The sequence below is a fragment of the Mycobacterium sp. ENV421 genome, assembly GCF_002887815.1.
Taxonomy (GTDB): Bacteria; Actinomycetota; Actinomycetes; order Mycobacteriales; family Mycobacteriaceae; genus Mycobacterium.
The window spans coordinates 61,530-79,446 of the sequence record NZ_PDHO01000023.1 but is presented as its reverse complement, the minus strand read 5'-3'; the positions used below and the strand labels follow the sequence as shown (position 1 = coordinate 79,446).

Genomic DNA, 17,917 nt, shown 5'->3' with positions numbered 1-17,917 from the left:
CACCCATCATCACCGCCAATGACGCCGACATCCTCATCCATAGCGACGGGCAACAGACGGTCAATAGCGCCGCGAAGACCCACTGTATTTTGGTTGGACACGGTGAACCTGCTGGCATCAAGTTCTTGGATCGCGAGGGCCTTGTCTCGGGCAACGAACTCGGTACCGCATTAACGGACGCAGCGGGGAAGTGGTGCAGTCCGAAGACGTTCCTCTCGCTCTCGTGCCGCACTGGGCTCACTGAATTCGCCCGGGGACTCAGCGCGACCCCAATTTGCAAAGAGTTCATCGGTCCAGTTCGGGCCGTACACGGTGCTAGCGCTTCTCAATACACTCAGACGCTGTTAGCGCATCACCTCCTCGACGGAACCGAAATGCTGCCGGCCCATCGGAGGGCCAACAAGTCCGCCAGCCAAGGGACCAGCTTCCGTTTCTTTCGGTCAGGCTGCTGGGTGCCAAACAACTCGGCCTGACCCTGATTCTTGGGAGTGTGCACCCCGGTCGTCGCGGTGAGATGGTCGCTGGCGTGCTCGAATAGCAGGTATGCAGTCAGCGTCCCGCGTGGTCGACGTGAAACGGATCTACGCCGAGGGCCTGGCTGCCAGCGTCGGTGCAGCGAACCCGTACTACGGCCAGCGGGTGAACGCCGCGGTGTGGCGCGGCGGCTATCGGCGGATGCTCGATGCGATGCTGGCCAGCTCGCCGGCGCGCCGAGGGTGGTGGCCGCGAGAACCTTTTGAATGCCTGACAGAAGACAGGCGGGGGGATTCGAACCCCCGAATGATTTGAGTCACTTGGCACTTATCAGGTGCCCGCGTTAGGCCGCTCTGCCACGCCTCCGTCGCCGGCCAACCCCGCGGCTCAAACCGTTATCGGGCACCGGCACGCTCCGCTTTGCAGCGGGACGGACGGCCAGGCTAACACGCCCCGTGAGCACGGCCGCAGGGATCGTTGGTATGTACGCTGAGCATCTCAGCATCGCTTCCAGCATAGCTTCTGGTATAGTTCTCGGCATGTCTAGTAGCACGCCCTCCGCCGCGGAGATCGCTGCGATGACTGATGTCGAGCGCAAAGTGCTGGAGAACAAGCTGCGCCGCTCCGCAACGCGTCAAGGTCTCCGCCTGGAGAAGTCCCGGGTCCGGGATCCGCGCGCGGTCGACTACTCCACTTATCAGCTCGTCGATGTCGCTGCGAACACAATCGTCAGCAGCGGTAACCAAGACGGCTACGGGCTCGGCCTTCACGAGATCGCCCGAGCCCTGGCCGAATACTCACTGAGCTGGTTTCGCCAGTTGCTCACCTTGGACGAACAGGTTGCGTTGCTGTCCAACCCATTTGGCCCGCTACCGGGGCAACTCGCTGAGCGGTTAGTACGCCGGCCGGGTATCTCGATGACGTACTGGGTCAGCAGCAACGACCCGCGTGAATGGACTCTCTCAGCGGTAGCGGCGCGAACTTTGGCGGCAGCGGGCGAGCAGCTCGATTACTGGTGGCGACAGCTCAGCAGCGAGCAACGCGACTACATCACGACACACCGAGCCGGCGAATTAGACGCCGAGTATGCAGCCGTCGTCCAGGGCGCGAGCACCAACCCGATCAACGACCCGACTGCGCTTGTCGTAGTCGTCGTCCGTGATGTGAAGAATGGGTACCGGTTTCGGCTTCCCGCAATCGTGCGTGCGTTCGTCGAGATGATGAGTCGTTGAATCAAACTCAGACCCAGCTCGCTTTGGCATCGCCGCGGACCGAGCAGGTTGTACGTCGGCCTGACCGAATAGGCTCCGCCGCATGAATCATCGGCCCGACGGCGACGCAGCCAGCGACCTACCGATCGGGCTGCACACCTTCATCGACGAGTCCTACGGCGAAAATGATTACTACGTCGGCGGCTTGGTGCTGATGCCGGATCAACTCGCGACCATCGAGCGCGAGCTACAGGGGTTCAAGGCCCTGGTTGCTGAGAAGTTTGGTGTACCTGAGACGATCGAGTTCCACGCGCACGAGATCATGCATGGAAAGGGTTCGTGGAGGACGCTCGATGGCCGGGTCCACGAGTCGGTTTGGGTCTGTCGTCGGGTCCTTCAGATCGTGGCCAATTCCGGTACGCGCATCCATATCCAGGGTGTCGACGTGCGCCGACTAAATGGGCGGTACCGGTACCCAGATAGTCCTTATCGCGTGACCCTGCGACATCTTCTTGAGCGGGTGCACGACGAGTGCGAGTGGCGGCGATGCCGCAGCTCGGTGACGGCGGACATCCTCGACGAATCTGACACGGCGACGGCAGCTATCGCCGGCTTCGTTCGCAAGGCCACGCCCGGGTACAGGTCGACTCGTCTGTGCCATATCGAGCCGATGAACTATGTCGACTCGCACAGCAGCCTCGGGGTTCAAGCGGCTGACATGGTCACGTACGTGGTCCGACGACACCTTGAGGTCACAGATGGCCATCCGAAGGCGTTGAAGGCGGCGCGCCAGCTGTTCAACACGGTGAGGCCCCATCTAAAGACCTGTCGCAAGTGGGAGCCGTAGATAGCTCTAGAGCCCCCACTGTGGAGGGCTCTAGGCGGACAACGTGGCCGGTATCCGGCACGTCGTTAACCCGATGGTACATCGGAAGCCTGACACAACGCAGGACCTCTGGCTAACGATTTCGGCCGTCGGCGATAGTCCTGCCGGATAGGCTCGCTCTTTTTATCAGGTGAGGCTTGTGCGAGCCTATCCGGCAGGACTGACATTTGCCATCCTGCCTGGTCAGGCTATATGCAGAGATGCGCTAATAGAAGTGCTGTCAGCAAAGCTGGCGGCCTGGCAACTGCCGTCACCCAAGTCTCCATGTCTCGTGACGACGACCATCGACGTCTTGATGCGCGTCCGCGCCGATAGCCTGGCCGTCGGCGTCGGCGTCGGCGTAACCCGTACAACGGCCAGCTGGTCAACGCCGCCCCGTGGCGGGCCGGGTACGGCGGATGCTCGACGCGATGCTCGCCAGTTTTCGCCGGGACGGACACGCACTCACTCGGCACTCACCACTTCGCTGTCTTCGGAGTGCGCCCACTCGGTCAGTTGGTCCCCGTCCAGCAGGAGCCGCTTGCCGTAGTAGCGGCCGCCGAACCCGAACTGCTTGGCATCGAGACCGGCCCCCACCAACGCTTTGAGTAGGTCGTCCGACGAGATCACCACCGGAGCATCGCTTTTCAGAGCCTCCTCGTAGGCGTAGACCGCGCCGGGGATGCGCCAGCGCTCCATGCCGGCATCCCACTCGGCGATCAGCAGAGCCCGCACACCAGTGACCGCGGCCCCCGCCGGGGTGCGACGCCTACCCATGGGCGCGGTCCCAGCGCGCACGCGCGGCGTCGCGCTGCTGTACCCCCATGGGCAACACAACCCCACCAGATTCGGACTCGCTGACCGCGGGCGCACTGACCTTGATACGGGCCAGCATTCGTGCCCGCTCAGCGCGCGACTGCCGAATCTCCGCGATCAACGGGTGTGCCACGGGCTGGCCGGCAACACCTTTCACCATGAAGCCATCAGGAGACACAGCTAGGTCCGCCTCAAGCTCGTCAATCCGATCCGACAGCCTCGTGGCATCCTCCAAGTACGCATTTTCGAGCGAATCCAGCGCAATATCCTGCTCTGCGGCATCGGTTTGAACCAGCTTCCACAGTCGTCGACCCGCCTTACCGAGGCCAACCGGCGCGCGTGGAATGTCAAGGTCAGCCATGAAATTCGCCTCTCAGATAGGCGTCGGGTCCGATAGCGGCTGTGCTATCAAACATTTCGGACTCTGGGCCGAGCCCACGCAGGCACAGGAGAGCTAAGGCGTTCCGCTGCAGCGATCGGCCTTGGGGGGCTGCCCTACCCCTGTGGCCGTCGCGCTGAAAGGCCCGTTGGCCGGTCGCTGCTGCGGGTGCTCTACTTCCCGGCGCGACCGGCCAACGGTTGCTGTCCACGACGTGCCCAGGAAGGCGTGTGGACAGCGGGTTGCCACCAGCCCGCAGGACAGGCTGGTGGCGGTGTCGACGTGCTGGCCGTTCCTTTTCGTCCGGCACGTCGACAGTCTCGGGTTATCAGTCGTCCTGGTGGTCGTCATCGGTTTCGGCTGTCAGCAGGTCGGCGAGAGCCTGCTTTCGCAGGATCTGTTCGGGGTGGCCGGTGCGGTCGCCGTTCTCTTCGACGTGCCGTTGGATGTGGTCGGGGGTGATGTCGGCGATGACGCGCTGATATTGGTCGCGGATCGATTCGGGTTGTGGTGTGTCGTGGCGACCGTCCGCGGTTTGTGCTGCGGCTTGCCGGGCAGCGTTGTCGGCGGCGTCGAGGACATCTGCCTTCTCGGTGTCCAGCTGCTTCTGGCGGGCGGCGAGGGCGGCGCTGGCGCGGCGCAGAATCACCCCGTCGAGGTAGTCAGAGAACTTGCGCCCGTCGTTCATCGGGATAGCAGCTGGCGGGCGGGACTGCTGCACGCCGATGGCGTTGTCGGGCAGCGGATCCACCGCGTTGAGTTGATTGGTGACCGCGGCGCCGATGTGGCAGGCGGTGTCTGCGGTTCGGGCGGCGTCGAATGCGGCGACTAGGGCAGCAAGGTCCAGTTCGGGTGCGGCGGCAACGCGGGCCAGCTCGACCTCGGCGATGCGGCGGGCCTCGCGTGCGGCTTTAGGCAAGGTGGCGTGCCGCTGGCGTAGCAGGGTGATTTCGGCGGCGCGGCGGGCGTCAGAACCGGCCTGTCGGATCGAGGTGGCGCGGGCTGCCAACCGTTCATGCTCGGCGCGTGCGGCGTCGGCTTCGGCGTCGATTTCCTCGGCGGTCTGCACCGCAGCGGTTTTGGTGGGCATCGTTAGTGGTCCCTTCAGTGAGCGGGCAGTGGGTTGGGCTGCAGTTGGACCTGCGGCAACATTGCGGCCATGGCAGCGCGATTCTGTGCATCCGATTCGGCCCGCATGTCGGTCAGCTGTTGAGTCTTGGCGGTGACAGCGGACTTTCGGGCTAGGTTGCCGGCGCGGGCCGCTGAGATCGCATCGATGGGCGGTCGGGCCTCGGCGGTCAGCTGGGCGAACTCGGTGTCGGTCATAGCCGATAGGTGCCCGATGAGCTTGTCGTGGTCCATCAGCGCCGGCCTTCCTGGTGCTCGTCTATTGCGGTCTGGTCGAGCAACCAACGGCCGGCGATTATGCGACCGCCGAGTTTGTTGGCGATCCGCTGCACCTGGCGGCGGGATAGGCCGAGTTGTTCGGCGGCTTCGCTGATCGGGACCGTTGGTTGCTCTCGTGGAAAATGCTGCACGGCAGCAGTTTCCCCGACGTCCGATTGTCCGACTCTGGACATAGCAGCGATGCTAAACGCGCTGGCCAAGGCGGAATATGCTGCACTAGCAGGTAGTCCGTTGTGTTTCCGCGTTCGGTTCGCGATGAGCACGGCCTGATGGGCGGCGTCAAGCCATTTACCTGTCAGCACAACACAGCTGTCGGCCGTAATGGGTCCGGCGTTGGCGGCGTTCATAATTCGATCAGAGCGGGTCATCGGGTCGGGTTCCTGTTCGTTACGGGCTTTTGGGGCAGGATGGTGCGCAAGTCCGCCATGATGGCGGCGCGGTGGCTGGCGGTGCTGCCTCGTTGGCCCGGCCCAGTTTCGATCGGTTCCCGCTCTGCCTGCTCTCGACGGATAGCGCGCGCCGCCTGGTAGACGTGGCCGGGCTGGAGCCACACGTCGGGGCGGTTGCGTAAATGGTTTCGGACCGCCTGCAATGCGAGATCCACCGGCAGGTCGCCGATTACGGCTTGCCACACGTCCACGTCGGCGGCGCCGACTGTGCGCCGGTCGCCGGCCGCTACCGCAGACAGGACATCGATCACTTCATCGCGGTTCATTGCAGGATCTCCGTTCGTATTGGGTTCGGTCGTTCGGCCAGCGCCAGATAGCCGGCAATTTTGGCGTCCTGCCCGCCGATCTGCGAGGTGTGCTTCAGGGCTTGGACGTCGGCGACGCGCTGGTCGGTCGTTGAACGTCGGGCGGGGTTCACGGCCGGACGGCCAGGTGCGGACTCGGCGGCCTTGCGAATCCAGTTCCGCCAGGTGGCATCCCAATCGAGCTTGGTCGCGCCGCTGCCGGCCTTGGCGATCCAATAGTCGGTGAACTTGCGGTGTTCGCCTTCGAGGTCCACATTCGGGCATTCGGACCGCATTGTGGCGATCGTGGACTGATCCGGCATCCAGTCGTCGGGGAGCCTGCTGGCGCGCTTGCGCGGCTCGGCGGGGACGGCAGGCAAATTGACTGTTTCGACTGGGGGGACTACGGGGGGTTGTTCTTTTACTTCTTCTCTTTCTTGAGAGATAGGAACGTGTGCCACTTTCGCGTCACCTGGTGTGCTGCTTTCGCGTGACGTGGTGTGCCGATTTCGCGTAATCGGTGTGCCACTTTCGCGTAATGCCTGGTCATCGCCTATGCCTGTTTCGCGTAATGCCTGGTCAGCGAGCCGATAGATCATCGCTTTGTCGCCGAAAAACTTGAGCGCCGGAACTGCCAGCAGGTCACCGGATTTCAACAGTTTGTCCAATGCCCTGCGGACAACGTCGTGGGATAGTCCACCCGCGGCGTGCCCTATGTCTTGGTGCGAGGCGCGCCACCACATGACACCATCGACCAGTATGCGGCCCTGGATCTCCTCGGGTAGTGCGGTGACGTAACGGATTAGCGCGAGGATATTGGCGGGTACGACCCCAACGCGGCTGATGTCGGCGGGGCGCACCATGAGGAAATCAGGCGGTGGAACAGTGTCGGCGCGGGCGTTCATCTGGCGCTTTCGTTTCGGGGGTAGGGGTTTCGATTCCAGCTGGTCCTGCCGGGGGCGCCTGTCCCCACGGAGCTGGTTGCCCATACGGGCGGCTAGAGCAGGGGCGGCCAGCGTTGCGCTGGCCGCCCCGGTCAAGATCAGTCGCCGAACAACTTGGGGCGGCCCATGACTCGGCCATCGGATGTCGCGCGGTAGTCGAGGGTCGCGACGTTGATCTCTGCCTCGGCGTTTTCCTCGACTGTCTGGCACAGATCGCAGACGATGGCGATCAAGATCCCCTGATGGAGCACCACATTCCAGCTTTCAGCTTGTTGCATGCTGCGGCAGCGGCGCCCGCAACGGCTGCAACGCCCTTGCTTTGGATTCGTGATGCGGTTCAGCTTGCGTTTCATTTCGCGCCAATTTCCCAGTCGGCGGTACAACCAGCCGGCCCGTTGAGTGTGAGCGCAACGCGTGCCCCCGCCACACTGCCGTCGCGCGTACGGACGATTGCCGAAAGCGCGGCGAGCATGAATTGCGCCTCGTCCAGCGCCAATTCCTCAGTGGGGGTGTACTCGCGCAGGAGGCCCTCGATGCGCCGGCGGGTGTCGCGCAGCTGGCACGCGCGCATCTGAGCCTCACGCTGGTTGGGTGTCAATTCGACGTAGTGATCGGTGGTCAGCATCAGGCGGCACCGCCCCGGCTGAACTGGCTTTCTTCCCAGGCGATTAGGTCTGATAGGCGGTAGCGGCACTGTCCGCCGAAGAGTGAATATTTTGGGCCCAGTCCGCGGGTCGCCCACTGGGCAAGTGTCTTCCTGGAGACCTTTATCCGTTCGCTGACCTCCGGTCGCGTCAGCCAGCAGTTGTCCGACAAATGTCGCATACGCGACAGTTTCTGTTCCATATGCGACAGTAAACGGGGATAGTTGAGAACTGTCAAGAACCGTGCAAAAATTGTCGCGATGACGACATCCTGGATGAGAATGGTCGGGTCCGCGATCCAGGCCGCCCGCGAGGGCAACCGAGGGCGCGGGCTCAGAGTGTCACCCCTCGCTGAACGGACGAAGGAGCTCGGCGCACCCGTGCATCGCACGGCTTTGCCGAAGATTGAGTCCGGCGAACGCGACATAACCATCACCGAGTTGGTCGGCCTCGCCGCGGCGCTGGACGTCCCGCCGCTGTCACTGCTGTTTCCCGATGTGCTCGCCGAGATAGAGGTTCTACCCGGCAAACGAATGGACGGCCTCTCCGCGCTCGGTTGGTTCATCGGCATGGGTGGCAGCGCAGACATCATCGAGCATGGCGAAGTTGTGCATCGTCGGTGGTTTATGCCTGACGGAATCGACACTGACGGATCGATGATTATCCCGTTGCAGCTACTGCGGATTGAACAGGATTTGGGTTCTCTGTATAGCGTGCTCGCGGGCCTACCCCGCTCGACCGAAAACGACGATCGGCGAAATGCGATCAAAGGCGCCATATCGGAACAGGAAGATCAGCGTGCCGAACTGATAGCTATCTACCGGAAAAACCATGGCGGGTAGGCCACCGCTTCGGATCGGGCAGCACGGCAAAATCGCCCGGCAGTCGTTGGGCGGCGGGGTCTGGTTGGCACGGTGCCGATTTCGCGACACGGATGGCGTCACGCGGATCGTGGAGCGTCAAGGACCGCCCGAAGATCAGTACGGCAAGCTGGCCGAGGATGTACTGATCGAGGCGCTGATGCAACGGCGGGCAGCCGGCGGCGGGGAGGTCACTCTCGATACCAAGATCATGGCGCTGGTCGACAAGCACATCGATCGGCTGGAAGAAGACGGTCGAGCCGTCCGCACAATCGACACTTACCGGTATTGCGCGAAGCTCCTCGGCAAGATCATCGCCGGGGTGCGCGTGGGGGAGTCGACGCCAGCGCGGATCGACGCCGCGATCAGATCCATGCGGAACGCGCACGGTGATGTCCTTGCCGTGCAAGCAAAAACGATCCTCAAGGGCGGCCTGCACCTGGCAGTGATGGCCAACGTGCTGGCGGCCAACCCGGTTCGCGACGTGTCGCCGATGCGGGCCAAGAACAAGCCGAAGGGTGCCAGCGCGCTGACGGCCGACGAGTTACGCGGGCTGCTGACCAAGCTGCGGGAGTCCGAGACGTGTCAACGCAATGATCTGGTCGACCCAATCACGCTGTTCATCGCGACGGGCCTCCGGATCTCAGAACTGCTCGGCCTGCAGTGGGTTGATTTCGATGAGGAGGGCAGCACGCTGGCGGTCTCGGGCAAGGTGATCCGGGCGGCGGGCAAAGGCTTGATGCGGATCGATGAGACCAAGACGGCGGCCGGGAGACGGACCATCCCGCTGCCGACCTTCGCGGCCACGGTGCTCGTCGCGCGGCGCGAATTGCCTTACCTCGGCGAGCAATCGATGGTGTTCCCGTCTGCAGCGGGCACCTGGCGCGACCCTGACAACTTCCGGGCCCGCTGGCGCGAGGTCCGCGAGGGCTTGGGCGTTCCGGACGCAACGTCACACAGCTTCCGCAAGACGGTGGCCACGTTGATCGACGACGAAGGTCTGTCGGCCAGGATCGGCGCCGACCACCTGGGCCATAGCCGGATCTCGATGACTCAGGACAAGTACATGGCTCGCGGCCGGGTGCATACCGCCGTGGCGGCTCTCCTCGACCGGACCATTAACGATGAATAAACGATGGATCGAGTTGTTCAGCATGGCTAAGTACCATGTCTGACCTGTGCCCCCGGCAGGATTCGAACCTGCGACACCGGCTTTAGGAGAGCCGTGCTCTATCCCCTGAGCTACGGGGGCGCAACGGCTGGCAGCTTACCGCCTGACGGCAACGCGCCCGTCATTCCAGCGGGTCAGCGCACCGCCCCGCGGCGCGCGTACAGCGCGACCAGCGCGCTGTGGCCCTGCGTCGGGGCGGCCTTGGGATAGTCCTGGCGAACCCAGGCGACGAACCGGCGAATCATGATCGTCGGCCTCCCGCCAGCAGCGCACCCCACTCGAAGCGCGCAACGGCCGTCGCATTGCTGTCGGCCTCGGGTTCGACGTTTTGGGCCAGCCGGACCAGAGCTTGGGCCACCCGCCTACCGTCCAGGCGATACCGTCGCGACACCTGGTCGATCTCACCGCAGGCCGCATCCACCGAGCAGCGCCTCAAACCCACCAGCACGCCCTCGGCGTGCTGCATTCTCCCGTCGTCAAACCCGTCGTGTCCCATCGAATAGCTCGGTATTACCGCCATGCTGCGCCTCCAATCGTGGAGCCATAGCCAGTCCGACGGCCTCGCAAACCCGTCAGCGCAGTTCCGCTATGACTTTCGCGAAATACTCAGCGTGGTAGTCCTGCACGGTGAAGTAGGTGATGCCGTAGTCGTCGCGCCGTGCCCGCAGGGTGTCGGCGATGTCTCGCGGCGTTCCCGTCAGCACGGTCGGCAGCGCCAGCAGTTGCTCCTCGGTGGCGTCCGGGGCGTACCCGCGGGTCAGTGCCAGGTCCGGGATGCCCGACGAATCCGTCGGCACACCGGTGATCGCGATGTTCAGCTCAAGGTCGGCGAACCGGTCGCCGGCCGCATCCCGCACGAATTCGATGCGCTCGGCCAGCGGGTCATGGCCGGGGTACTCCGGCACCCCGCCTCCGGTCAGCCCGATGATGTCGGCGTGCTGGGCGGCGATGCGCAGCACCCGGTCGCCGTTACCCGCGATCAGGATCGGGATCGTCGGCGCGGTCTGCTTGAGGTACTGCGTGGTGTGCCGCAGATGATCGACCCGCTCACCGGCGCTCGGATACGGCATCTCGGCGGCCTCGAACTCTTCACGCACGTACCCGGTGCCCAAGCCGAGGTCGAGCCGGCCCTCGCTGAGGACGTCGACGGCGACGGCGTCGCGAGCCAGTAAAGCCGGCTTGTAGAACGCCGCATTGATCACGAACGTCCCCACCCGCATGGTCTTGGCAGCCTCGGCCGCGGCCACCATGGTGGGGAACGGCGCGGGCACCCCGAAGCGGCCGAGATGGTCCGGGACATGCAGGACGTCGAAGCCCAGATCTTCGAACCTGCGCACGGTTTCGCGCAGCCGCTGTGCCGACTTGACCGACCGCACACCGATGCCGAAGCGAAAGTCTTTGACCATCCCGGCATGCTATGGCCGGGTTCACCGCGATCGACAGCGTCGGTCTCGGTATGTGGCACGGTTGACCTGCGATTCGGGTTTGGCCACCCGGTGGCGTGGGCATGTCTGTGCTTCGTGAATCCGCCCAGCGTCGGCGTGGAGGAGGAATTCCTCCTCGTCGATCCCAGCACCGGTGAACCGGTCGCCCGCAACACCCAGGTCGCCGAGTACGCGGCCGAACGCGGGGTCGACCTGCAACTGGAGTTGACGTCCTGTCAGGTCGAAACCGCCACCGAGGTGGCACAGACGAGTTCGCAACTGCGCCAACAGATCAACGAGCTCCGGGCGGTCGCAGCCGAGTCCGCCGAGAAGGCGGGCGCACGACTGCTGGCCGTCGGCCTGCCGCCCACGGTGCCACACAGCTTTCCGCTGACCGACACCCCGCGTTACCGGAAGATCGGTGAGCGGTTCGGCATGATCGCCCACGAGCAAGGCATCTGCGGATGCCATGTCCATGTCGAGGTGCCCGACCGGGATGCGGCTATCGCCGTCAGTAACTGGCTGCGTCCGTGGCTGCCGATGCTGCTGGCTTTGACCGCGAACTCGGCGATCTACCGCAACGCCGACAGTGGCCATGCCAGTTGGCGCAGCGTGCTGTGGGGCCGCTGGCCCAGCGCAGGGCCGCCGCCGCACTTCGATTCCGCCGAGCACTACGACGCGATCGTCGCGCTGATGAATGACTCGGGCGCCATGCTCGACGAGGGCATGGTCTATTGGGATGTGCGGCCGTCCGAGAAGTTCCCGACGGTCGAGATCCGGGTCGCCGACGTCCCGGCCACCTCGGCCGAGACCGTGCTGCTGGCGACACTGAGCCGGGCCGCGGTGATGACGGCGCTCGCGGCCGACCGCGGCGGCGAGAAGGCGCCCAAGGTCGACGACCACATCCTGCGCGCCGCCTATTGGAAGGCCGCGCACGACGGGTTGGACGGCCAGACCATCGACGTGATCGAGGGGTGGGCTACCGCCCCGACGTCACGGGTGCTGGGCGAGTGGCTGGGCCTGCTCCAGCCCGCACTGGACGAACTCGGTGACAGCGAATGGGTGCACGCCGAGCTGGGCCGCCTGCTGCGGGACGGCAACGGGGCGATGCGGCAGCGTGCCGCATGGCGGGAACGGCACGAGATCGCCGACGTCATCGCCGTCGCCGCCGAAGCGACGCTGGAACGCTAGACCAGCGGAAGTTCGGCCACGACCTGGCCCGTCGGCTGGGTGGAGCCGGTGCCGGGTTCGACGGTGAATTTCAGTGCCGTGGAGCCGCCGAGATCCGGCAGCACCGCCGTCGTCGACGGTGTCACCGCGTTGTCGTCCATCGTCCCGGCGGATGTGGCGCCGCTGTTGCCGACCAGCCACATCTGATACACCGTGCCCGGCGCCGGTTTCGGCACGTCGTTCATCACCAGCACGCCGGCGTTCTTCTCGCGGGAGAACACCACCGTCGCGGTGCCACCACCCGGGATCGCACCGGAGACGGTGTGCACGTCTGGCGCGCCGAAGACCTGCTGAGCGGTCGACACTTTCGCCGGTGCCGGGCGCAGCGCGATGCCGACGCCGACGGCGCCCAGGCCGATCACCAGCGCCGCCGCCACCGCCAACACCGGGCCCCGCCAGCGATTGCCCGTCGAATCAGGTTGAGCCACAGGCAGACTGCGCACGTTGTCATCGGTCACCGCGGACAACAGCCGGCGCCGCAGGTCGGCGGGCGGTTCACTGGCGCTGACCGCCGAGACGACGGCCATGGTCTCGCGGACGGCCCGCACCTCGTCGTAGAAGGCGTCGGCTTCAGGCCGCGCCAGCTGTGCCAGGCGGTCCTCGATCTCGTCACGCTCAGCGTTGGACACCGCATGCAGCGCATACGGCACCGCCAGCTCCAGCAGGTCGGTTTCGTGTGGTTCAGTCATCGCACACCCAAACAATTACGCAGGCCACGAAGCGCATCGCGCATTCGGGACTTCACCGTAGCCAGGTTGGCGGCCAACCGCTCCGACACCTGCACGTAAGTCATTCCTTGGTAATAGGCCAGTTCGATGCACTCGCGCTGTACGTCGGTGAGCCCGTCCAGGCAGGCCGTCACCTGTCGCCGCTCGTCCTCGGTGATCACCGCGTCGGCGACGTGGTCCAGGGGCGGCTCGACACTGGCCGCGCCATACCGGGACTCGCGCTGCGTGGCGGCCTGCTCGGAGCGCACCCGGTCCACGGCGCGGCGGTGCGCCAATGTCAGCAGCCATGCGACCGCGCTGCCCGAGGCAGGGTCGTAGCTTTCCGCGGTCCGCCATACCTGCAGGTAGACGTCCTGGGTCGTCTCCTCGCTGTAGCCCTGGTCTCGCAGTACGCGGGTGACCAGTCCGTACACCCGCGCGCGGGTGGCGTCGTAAAAAGAGGCAAAGGCATCGGCGTCGCGCTGAGCCACTCGGCGCAGAAGTGCGTCGAGTTCAGCGGCCGCGGTCGTCAACGCCGCCATCCACATGTTGCTGGCATCGTCGCGTAGCCTAACGGCCCCTCCGGCCGCACATGTCACGATGGCATCCACGAACATTTCTGCGCGGTCCAACCCGGACGGACGGCCACGGTGTGCGGCGAGCGTTCCAGCTGCTCGGCCGGTCGCGGCATCGCCGGGACACCGCGCAGCCGCAGCACGAAGTCGTGGACCCGCATACTCAGCGCGGTCATCTGCGGAGCGAGCGGCGCCGTCACCTGCAGTCGCAGGATCTCTGCGACAGTGGCCGGACGACGAGTGCCACGGACGGTGGCGACCACGGCGGCCTCGTGGTCGCGGAACAGCGACATCCGCAGGTCCACTTCCTCGTCGGGCAAGGGCGCGCGGATCACGTACTGGCCGCCCGACCCGTCGAAAGGGGTGGCGTACTCACCCGGTGGCAGCAGGTAGGCATGCCGACGCCCGCCGTGCTGCATCTCGGCGAGCACACAGCGCAGGACGCCCTGGGCGTCGTGACACCAGAACAGGCTCAGCGGGTTGCAGGCCCGGCCCAGCACGCGCGGCAGGAGCAGTGCGGTGATCCGGCCACCCGGCAGGTGGACGCCGTGGTCGGCCAGAACGGCGTCGACCCGCTGACGCAGGGTGTCGTCGGGCGCCCCGTGGAAGTGGTCGGCACCCTCGAAGCGGGCGAAAGGCTGCAGCCACCGGGGCAGCCGCGGCAGGTCGTCGATGTCGACGTACCAGCTATAGCTGCAGCGCTCGGTGTGGTGGTGCACCGGTGACCTGCGTAGTTGCGTGATGCGGGTCCGGTACAGCGCGGTCGTCGGGCGGCCTGTGAGGGTGCTTGTCGGTTCCACATCCGGTATTCGGAGCACCCGAAGGCTTGGATGGGTGCGGCCCCGGTGATCATCCGCGGCGGACGAACCCCTTCGTGCGCATCAGGAAATCGGCCAGGAAACCGTCGTGGGGCAGCCCGGTCGCCGTGTAGTAGGTGGGCACCGGGCCGCGGTACACGTTGGCGATCGTGGGCTCCTCGAGCAGTGCGGTCACCAGGCTGTCGTCCTCGGTGAACGCGCCGACCACCAGCGAGTTGCGCAGCACTGCCACGCCGGCAGCACGTTCCCATGGGGCGACCCAGACGCAGGGGAACGGCAGCTCGGTGCCGAGCTTCTCGGGATCCGGGCCGGCAAGCAGGTGCACGGCCGGGCGCAGCGCTGCCCGGCCGTCACCGAGGTCAGCCACGATCTGGTCGGCGCCGAGCAGGGCGACGGTGCCCGCCGCCCGCGTGGCGACACGTCTCGCGATGGCCTCGGCACCCGCCAGCGGCTGGGTGGGCAGCACCGCGCGCTCGTCGTCGGCGGGCAGCGCCGCGATGGTGCGCAGCCGCTGCGCGATCGCTGCGGCGATCCCCGCCGCGTCACCCTCGACCAGCACGGCGGTGGTGTTGACACACGCCATGCCGCCCAGCCGGGCGATCGAGTCGACGATGACGTCCAGGTGCGCGCGCCAGTCCTGCTCGGCCGTCAGCAGGATCTTGGTGCGACCCGGACCGTTGACGAAGACCGTCGGGTCGCTGCCGTACTTGGCGACCACGTCATCGCCGCCGTACACCAGGGCGAGGTCGGCCGAGCTGATGATCTCGTCGGCTCCGGCGTGATCGGTGGGAAGGTAGGTGACGTCGTCGTCGCGGAATCCGTTGTTCCGCAACGCGGTGACGAGCCGGTGCGCGGTGAACGGCTCACGACGCGACGGCCGGATCGCCACCCGGTACCCCAACGCGAGGGCCTGCGGCCACAGCCCGTGGACGCCGGGCGCATTGCCGGAGGCGTGCACCCCGAACACCTCACCGCGCCGCGACCAGATCGCGCCGGCCTGCCCGGGTGGGACCGCCGCCCAATCCGGAACCGCACCGACCGGCCGGGCCGGCTGCACCGAGTCGAACGCGACGCCGACAGCCTCGCTCACCTCGATGGCCTGGGTGCGCGCCACCGCGATCGGCAGCCCCGAAACCCGGCTTGCCAGTTGCACATACGACTCGAAGTCCAGCCCGGCAACCGTCGAGTCGACGAAAGCCGCGCCGGCCCTGGCCAGCGCGACACGTCGCTGGTCGGCGGGCAGTGGCGTGGTCGTGCGCTGCGCCGCGATGGTCCGCGCGATGTACAGCGGCGGGGCCAGGCTCAGTTCGGCGACCGGCACGCCGGCGGTGTCGGTGATGACTTCGCGCCTGCGGGAACGGTATTCGCCGCTCGGTACCAGGCCGGGCAGGTCGATCACGATCAGTACACGCCCTCGATCACGGTCTCGCCGTCGAGAGTGGCGACGGGTGCGATCTCGGCGACCGAGTCGCCGACGTGGCCGTCGGGTCCGGGCAGTCTGATTGCCGTGTCCCGCTCGAGATTGTTGGGAATGAACATGCCTTTGCTGATGTGGTTCATCACCACCTGGCCGCGTTCGCCGTAGCCGACCCGCTCGCCGGTGTCCGGATCGACCACCCGGAAAACAACGTAGGGGCTGCGCGGGTCGAACACGAATTGCTCACCACTGGTTCGGGTTTGGGCCTGCGACAGGATCATCGTGCTGCCGAACACCATCGCGATCTCGCTGGCCGGGAACACATCACGCAACACGTCGAGGGTGTCGGGATCCACGTGCGCGCCGCTGAGCATGATGAAGCGAACCGTGTCACCGACCAGCCGGGTGAGGGTGTCGTCACGCGCGATCGCGTCCAGCAGCGGGGGCGTGGTGTGCAGGTTGACGATGTGCTGGCTGCGCAGAACATAACCGGCTTGTTCGAGCAGGTGGCCCAGGTAGGCCGACATCTCGGCCGCGGCGCCACGCGCGACGAGTTTCTTGACCCAGCGGGGGTCGAGATCGACCGTGTGACAGATCGAACCGAGCCGAGCGGACACCACCCTGGAGAAGTAGCCGACGCCGTGCGGGCCGCTGGGCATGAGGCACAGGAAGCCGCCACCGGGGACGAACCCGGCGGAAGAAAAATCGTCGGTCTGCCAGTCGACCACCTGCGCCACCCAGTCGGGCAGCTGCGCTGTCCGTTTGGGTGCGCCTGTCGTGCCACCGGATTCGAAGATGAGCGGGACCGGGGCGGGTGTGCCGTAGCCGCGCGGGATCAGATCGTGCGCCGGGACGTCGCGTAATTCATTGACCAGATTCGGGAACCGGTGCAGGTCGGCGAAAGTCCGGACGTCGGTGAGCGGATCGAAGTCCAGGCGCTGTGCGGTGCGCAGCCAGTACGGGGAGCCGGTGTCGGCGCCGAAGTGCCAGGCCATCGCCGCGCGCAGATATGCGTCCGGTTCCGGCGGTGGGGTCTCGCGGGGCAGGTCCAGCAGCGAGAAGTCGACGTCGGCCACACGGTGGATCCTCGCGTAACGCCGGGTCGATCTGCGGCGGACGGGGGCGTCGTTAACCGATTCGACTGCTGGAGTTCGTATTCCGGACGGTTAGAGCGTCCAGGCGTGCGCTGCGGCGACCAGGCCTTGCACCAGTGCGGAGGTGGCGGGGGACAGGCCGTCGGCATTCGGCGGCTGACTACGCGGGCTGATGCCGCGCACTCGCGTCGGCAATTCCAGCTGCGTGCCGCCGCCGCTGACCCGGTTGACCGGGTTGTTCGGGTGCAGGCCACGCAGTTCGGCGGGGATCGCGCCGAGGTCGGTGACGATGCGGTAGCCCGGCAGCTCGATGTGAGCGGCCAGATGGCCGGCCAGTTCCCGATTGCCGCCACCGGCCAGCAGCTCGGTGCTGCGGCCGATGCGCCCGTATCCGTGCAGGGAGACCGCCACCTCGACGTGGTCGAGAAACGCGGCAAGACGGTCTGATTCGGCGCCCAGATAGCGTGCCGACGGCAGGTGATGCGGGTAGTCCTTCGGGTGGCGCAGCAGATACAGCGACGCGCCGGCGGCGTCGGCGGCTCGTTCGGCGATGACGTCGGTCATCTGTTCCAGGCCGCCGCCGTGGATCGCCAGGAACCCGAACCGCGACCGCAGCCGGCTCACCTCGACGACCGACGGATCGGCGAGCAGTTCCGAAAGGGATTGCGGTCCAGTCTTGTTCGACGCCAGCGGTCGCGGCCAGTGTGCGGGGTCCCAACGGCGCAGGAAGTCGACCCAGCGCTGCGGCAGACCGTGGTGCTGGGCGCCGTCGATGATGCGTTCCAGATAACCCGGCCGGGGCGGGCCGGGTTCGGTGCGGTGATCGATGTACACCCACGCCGGAGCGGGCCCGTCGGCGGTCTGCACGGTCAGCCGGTCGCGGCGGTACCGCACCGGCACCCCTTCGGCGCTGTCCAGGGTGGCGAGGTCGTGGTCGGTCAGCCACCACAGCACCCCGTGCACCTCGCTGCCCGCGAAGGGCTCGACCGTCGCGACGCCGCGCTCGTTGATCAGCCAGTCGTGGTCGGCCAGGGTCGCCGGCCGGGGGTCGGCGGCCCCGGGACAGCGCCGGGCCATCTGCTGCACGCAGAGGTTGGACCCGTAGGCGAAGTACGGGTGTCGGCGGAGCCGGGGGGTCGGCGACATCG

26 protein-coding genes and 2 tRNA genes are annotated in these 17,917 nt (G+C 66.1%); 7 read left to right on the top strand and 21 right to left on the bottom strand.

What is annotated here, in order from left to right; genetic code table 11:
- Positions 1–473 (top strand): hypothetical protein (locus tag CRM90_RS31055; RefSeq protein WP_233209457.1); only part of this gene is annotated, 473 nt, incomplete at its 5' end.
- A gap of 70 nt (positions 474–543) precedes the next feature.
- Positions 544–789, top strand: coding sequence for a ribosome modulation factor (locus CRM90_RS22485; RefSeq protein WP_102809144.1), 246 nt, complete (start codon positions 544–546; stop codon positions 787–789).
- Here CRM90_RS22485 and CRM90_RS22480 read toward each other — a convergent pair.
- Positions 753–840 (bottom strand) — tRNA-Ile (locus tag CRM90_RS22480). The two genes, CRM90_RS22485 and CRM90_RS22480, sit on opposite strands and share 37 nt — an antisense overlap.
- A 173-nt stretch (positions 841–1,013) precedes the next feature.
- Between CRM90_RS22480 and CRM90_RS22475 the strand changes: the two genes are divergently transcribed.
- Both CRM90_RS22475 and CRM90_RS22470 read left to right on the top strand, forming a co-directional pair.
- The gene (locus CRM90_RS22475) at positions 1,014–1,706 is read left to right on the top strand and encodes a hypothetical protein (RefSeq protein WP_142391427.1); all 693 of its coding nucleotides are present in this window, start codon (positions 1,014–1,016) and stop codon (positions 1,704–1,706) included.
- An 82-nt stretch (positions 1,707–1,788) separates the two neighbouring features.
- Complete coding sequence (locus tag CRM90_RS22470) at positions 1,789–2,532, top strand: DUF3800 domain-containing protein (RefSeq protein ID WP_102809142.1); 744 nt, start codon at positions 1,789–1,791, stop codon at positions 2,530–2,532.
- A gap of 483 nt (positions 2,533–3,015) precedes the next feature.
- On the opposite strand, the gene CRM90_RS22465 is transcribed toward CRM90_RS22470, so the two are convergent.
- From CRM90_RS22465 to CRM90_RS22425, 10 genes are all read right to left on the bottom strand, one after another.
- The gene (locus CRM90_RS22465; protein ID WP_142391426.1) at positions 3,016–3,327 is read right to left on the bottom strand and encodes a hypothetical protein; all 312 of its coding nucleotides are present in this window, start codon (positions 3,325–3,327) and stop codon (positions 3,016–3,018) included.
- Positions 3,320–3,727 carry a hypothetical protein gene (locus tag CRM90_RS22460; protein ID WP_102809140.1) on the bottom strand — a complete coding sequence of 136 codons (408 nt, stop codon included), beginning with the start codon at positions 3,725–3,727 and terminating at the stop codon, positions 3,320–3,322. The genes CRM90_RS22465 and CRM90_RS22460 overlap by 8 nt, the downstream gene beginning before the upstream one ends.
- A 346-nt stretch (positions 3,728–4,073) precedes the next feature.
- Complete coding sequence (locus CRM90_RS22455; protein ID WP_102809139.1) at positions 4,074–4,835, bottom strand: hypothetical protein; 762 nt, start codon at positions 4,833–4,835, stop codon at positions 4,074–4,076.
- A gap of 14 nt (positions 4,836–4,849) precedes the next feature.
- Positions 4,850–5,071 carry a hypothetical protein gene (locus CRM90_RS22450; RefSeq protein ID WP_142391425.1) on the bottom strand — a complete coding sequence of 74 codons (222 nt, stop codon included), beginning with the start codon at positions 5,069–5,071 and terminating at the stop codon, positions 4,850–4,852.
- Positions 5,072–5,106: 35 nt separating this feature from the next.
- A complete protein-coding gene (locus tag CRM90_RS30320) occupies positions 5,107–5,499 on the bottom strand; it encodes a helix-turn-helix domain-containing protein (protein WP_142391424.1) in 393 nt (130 codons plus the stop codon).
- Between the two features lie 17 nt (positions 5,500–5,516).
- Positions 5,517–5,867: a hypothetical protein gene (locus CRM90_RS22445; RefSeq protein ID WP_102809137.1), complete on the bottom strand. Its 351-nt coding sequence runs from the start codon at positions 5,865–5,867 to the stop codon at positions 5,517–5,519.
- Positions 5,864–6,790 (bottom strand): hypothetical protein, encoded by a 927-nt coding sequence (locus CRM90_RS30315; protein WP_142391423.1) that lies wholly within the window; start codon positions 6,788–6,790, stop codon positions 5,864–5,866. The genes CRM90_RS22445 and CRM90_RS30315 overlap by 4 nt, the downstream gene beginning before the upstream one ends.
- 137 nt (positions 6,791–6,927) lie before the next feature.
- Positions 6,928–7,182, bottom strand: coding sequence for a hypothetical protein (locus tag CRM90_RS22435; RefSeq protein ID WP_102809135.1), 255 nt, complete (start codon positions 7,180–7,182; stop codon positions 6,928–6,930).
- Positions 7,179–7,454 carry a hypothetical protein gene (locus CRM90_RS22430; protein ID WP_102809134.1) on the bottom strand — a complete coding sequence of 92 codons (276 nt, stop codon included), beginning with the start codon at positions 7,452–7,454 and terminating at the stop codon, positions 7,179–7,181. The genes CRM90_RS22435 and CRM90_RS22430 overlap by 4 nt, the downstream gene beginning before the upstream one ends.
- Positions 7,454–7,654, bottom strand: coding sequence for a helix-turn-helix transcriptional regulator (locus CRM90_RS22425; protein ID WP_102809153.1), 201 nt, complete (start codon positions 7,652–7,654; stop codon positions 7,454–7,456). Before CRM90_RS22425 ends, CRM90_RS22430 begins: the two co-directional genes overlap by 1 nt.
- A gap of 79 nt (positions 7,655–7,733) precedes the next feature.
- Here CRM90_RS22425 and CRM90_RS22420 point away from each other — a divergent pair, with 79 nt between their 5' ends.
- Positions 7,734–8,315 (top strand): helix-turn-helix domain-containing protein, encoded by a 582-nt coding sequence (locus CRM90_RS22420; RefSeq protein WP_142391422.1) that lies wholly within the window; start codon positions 7,734–7,736, stop codon positions 8,313–8,315.
- A complete protein-coding gene (locus CRM90_RS22415; protein ID WP_199189999.1) occupies positions 8,305–9,465 on the top strand; it encodes a site-specific integrase in 1,161 nt (386 codons plus the stop codon). Before CRM90_RS22420 ends, CRM90_RS22415 begins: the two co-directional genes overlap by 11 nt.
- Before the next feature lie 47 nt (positions 9,466–9,512).
- Here the strand turns inward: CRM90_RS22415 and CRM90_RS22410 are convergent.
- The 4 genes from CRM90_RS22410 to CRM90_RS22400 form a co-directional block, all read right to left on the bottom strand.
- A tRNA-Arg gene (locus tag CRM90_RS22410) sits at positions 9,513–9,585 on the bottom strand.
- Positions 9,586–9,638: 53 nt separating this feature from the next.
- On the bottom strand, positions 9,639–9,749 hold the full coding sequence (locus CRM90_RS30310; RefSeq protein ID WP_142391421.1) for a DUF3349 domain-containing protein: 111 nt from the start codon (positions 9,747–9,749) through the stop codon (positions 9,639–9,641).
- Positions 9,746–9,970 carry a hypothetical protein gene (locus tag CRM90_RS22405; protein WP_102809132.1) on the bottom strand — a complete coding sequence of 75 codons (225 nt, stop codon included), beginning with the start codon at positions 9,968–9,970 and terminating at the stop codon, positions 9,746–9,748. Before CRM90_RS22405 ends, CRM90_RS30310 begins: the two co-directional genes overlap by 4 nt.
- Positions 9,971–10,076: 106 nt before the next feature.
- Positions 10,077–10,910, bottom strand: coding sequence for an LLM class F420-dependent oxidoreductase (locus CRM90_RS22400; protein ID WP_102809131.1), 834 nt, complete (start codon positions 10,908–10,910; stop codon positions 10,077–10,079).
- Positions 10,911–11,024: 114 nt separating this feature from the next.
- Between CRM90_RS22400 and CRM90_RS22395 the strand changes: the two genes are divergently transcribed.
- The gene (locus CRM90_RS22395; RefSeq protein WP_233209456.1) at positions 11,025–12,119 is read left to right on the top strand and encodes a glutamate--cysteine ligase 2; all 1,095 of its coding nucleotides are present in this window, start codon (positions 11,025–11,027) and stop codon (positions 12,117–12,119) included.
- On the opposite strand, the gene CRM90_RS22390 is transcribed toward CRM90_RS22395, so the two are convergent.
- The 6 genes from CRM90_RS22390 to CRM90_RS22365 form a co-directional block, all read right to left on the bottom strand.
- Positions 12,116–12,847, bottom strand: coding sequence for an anti-sigma factor (locus tag CRM90_RS22390; RefSeq protein WP_102809129.1), 732 nt, complete (start codon positions 12,845–12,847; stop codon positions 12,116–12,118). The two genes, CRM90_RS22395 and CRM90_RS22390, sit on opposite strands and share 4 nt — an antisense overlap.
- Complete coding sequence (locus CRM90_RS22385; protein WP_370507530.1) at positions 12,844–13,413, bottom strand: sigma-70 family RNA polymerase sigma factor; 570 nt, start codon at positions 13,411–13,413, stop codon at positions 12,844–12,846. The genes CRM90_RS22390 and CRM90_RS22385 overlap by 4 nt, the downstream gene beginning before the upstream one ends.
- Before the next feature lie 47 nt (positions 13,414–13,460).
- A complete protein-coding gene (locus CRM90_RS22380) occupies positions 13,461–14,240 on the bottom strand; it encodes a DUF1365 family protein (protein WP_102809128.1) in 780 nt (259 codons plus the stop codon).
- Positions 14,241–14,289: 49 nt separating this feature from the next.
- Positions 14,290–15,657 (bottom strand): aldehyde dehydrogenase family protein, encoded by a 1,368-nt coding sequence (locus tag CRM90_RS22375; protein WP_502693303.1) that lies wholly within the window; start codon positions 15,655–15,657, stop codon positions 14,290–14,292.
- Positions 15,658–15,659: 2 nt separating this feature from the next.
- Positions 15,660–16,751 (bottom strand): acyl-CoA synthetase family protein, encoded by a 1,092-nt coding sequence (locus CRM90_RS22370; RefSeq protein WP_102809126.1) that lies wholly within the window; start codon positions 16,749–16,751, stop codon positions 15,660–15,662.
- A gap of 90 nt (positions 16,752–16,841) precedes the next feature.
- Entirely contained in the window at positions 16,842–17,915 is a 1,074-nt protein-coding gene (locus CRM90_RS22365; protein WP_102809125.1) for a poly-gamma-glutamate hydrolase family protein, read from the bottom strand.
- Positions 17,916–17,917 lie beyond the last annotated feature (2 nt).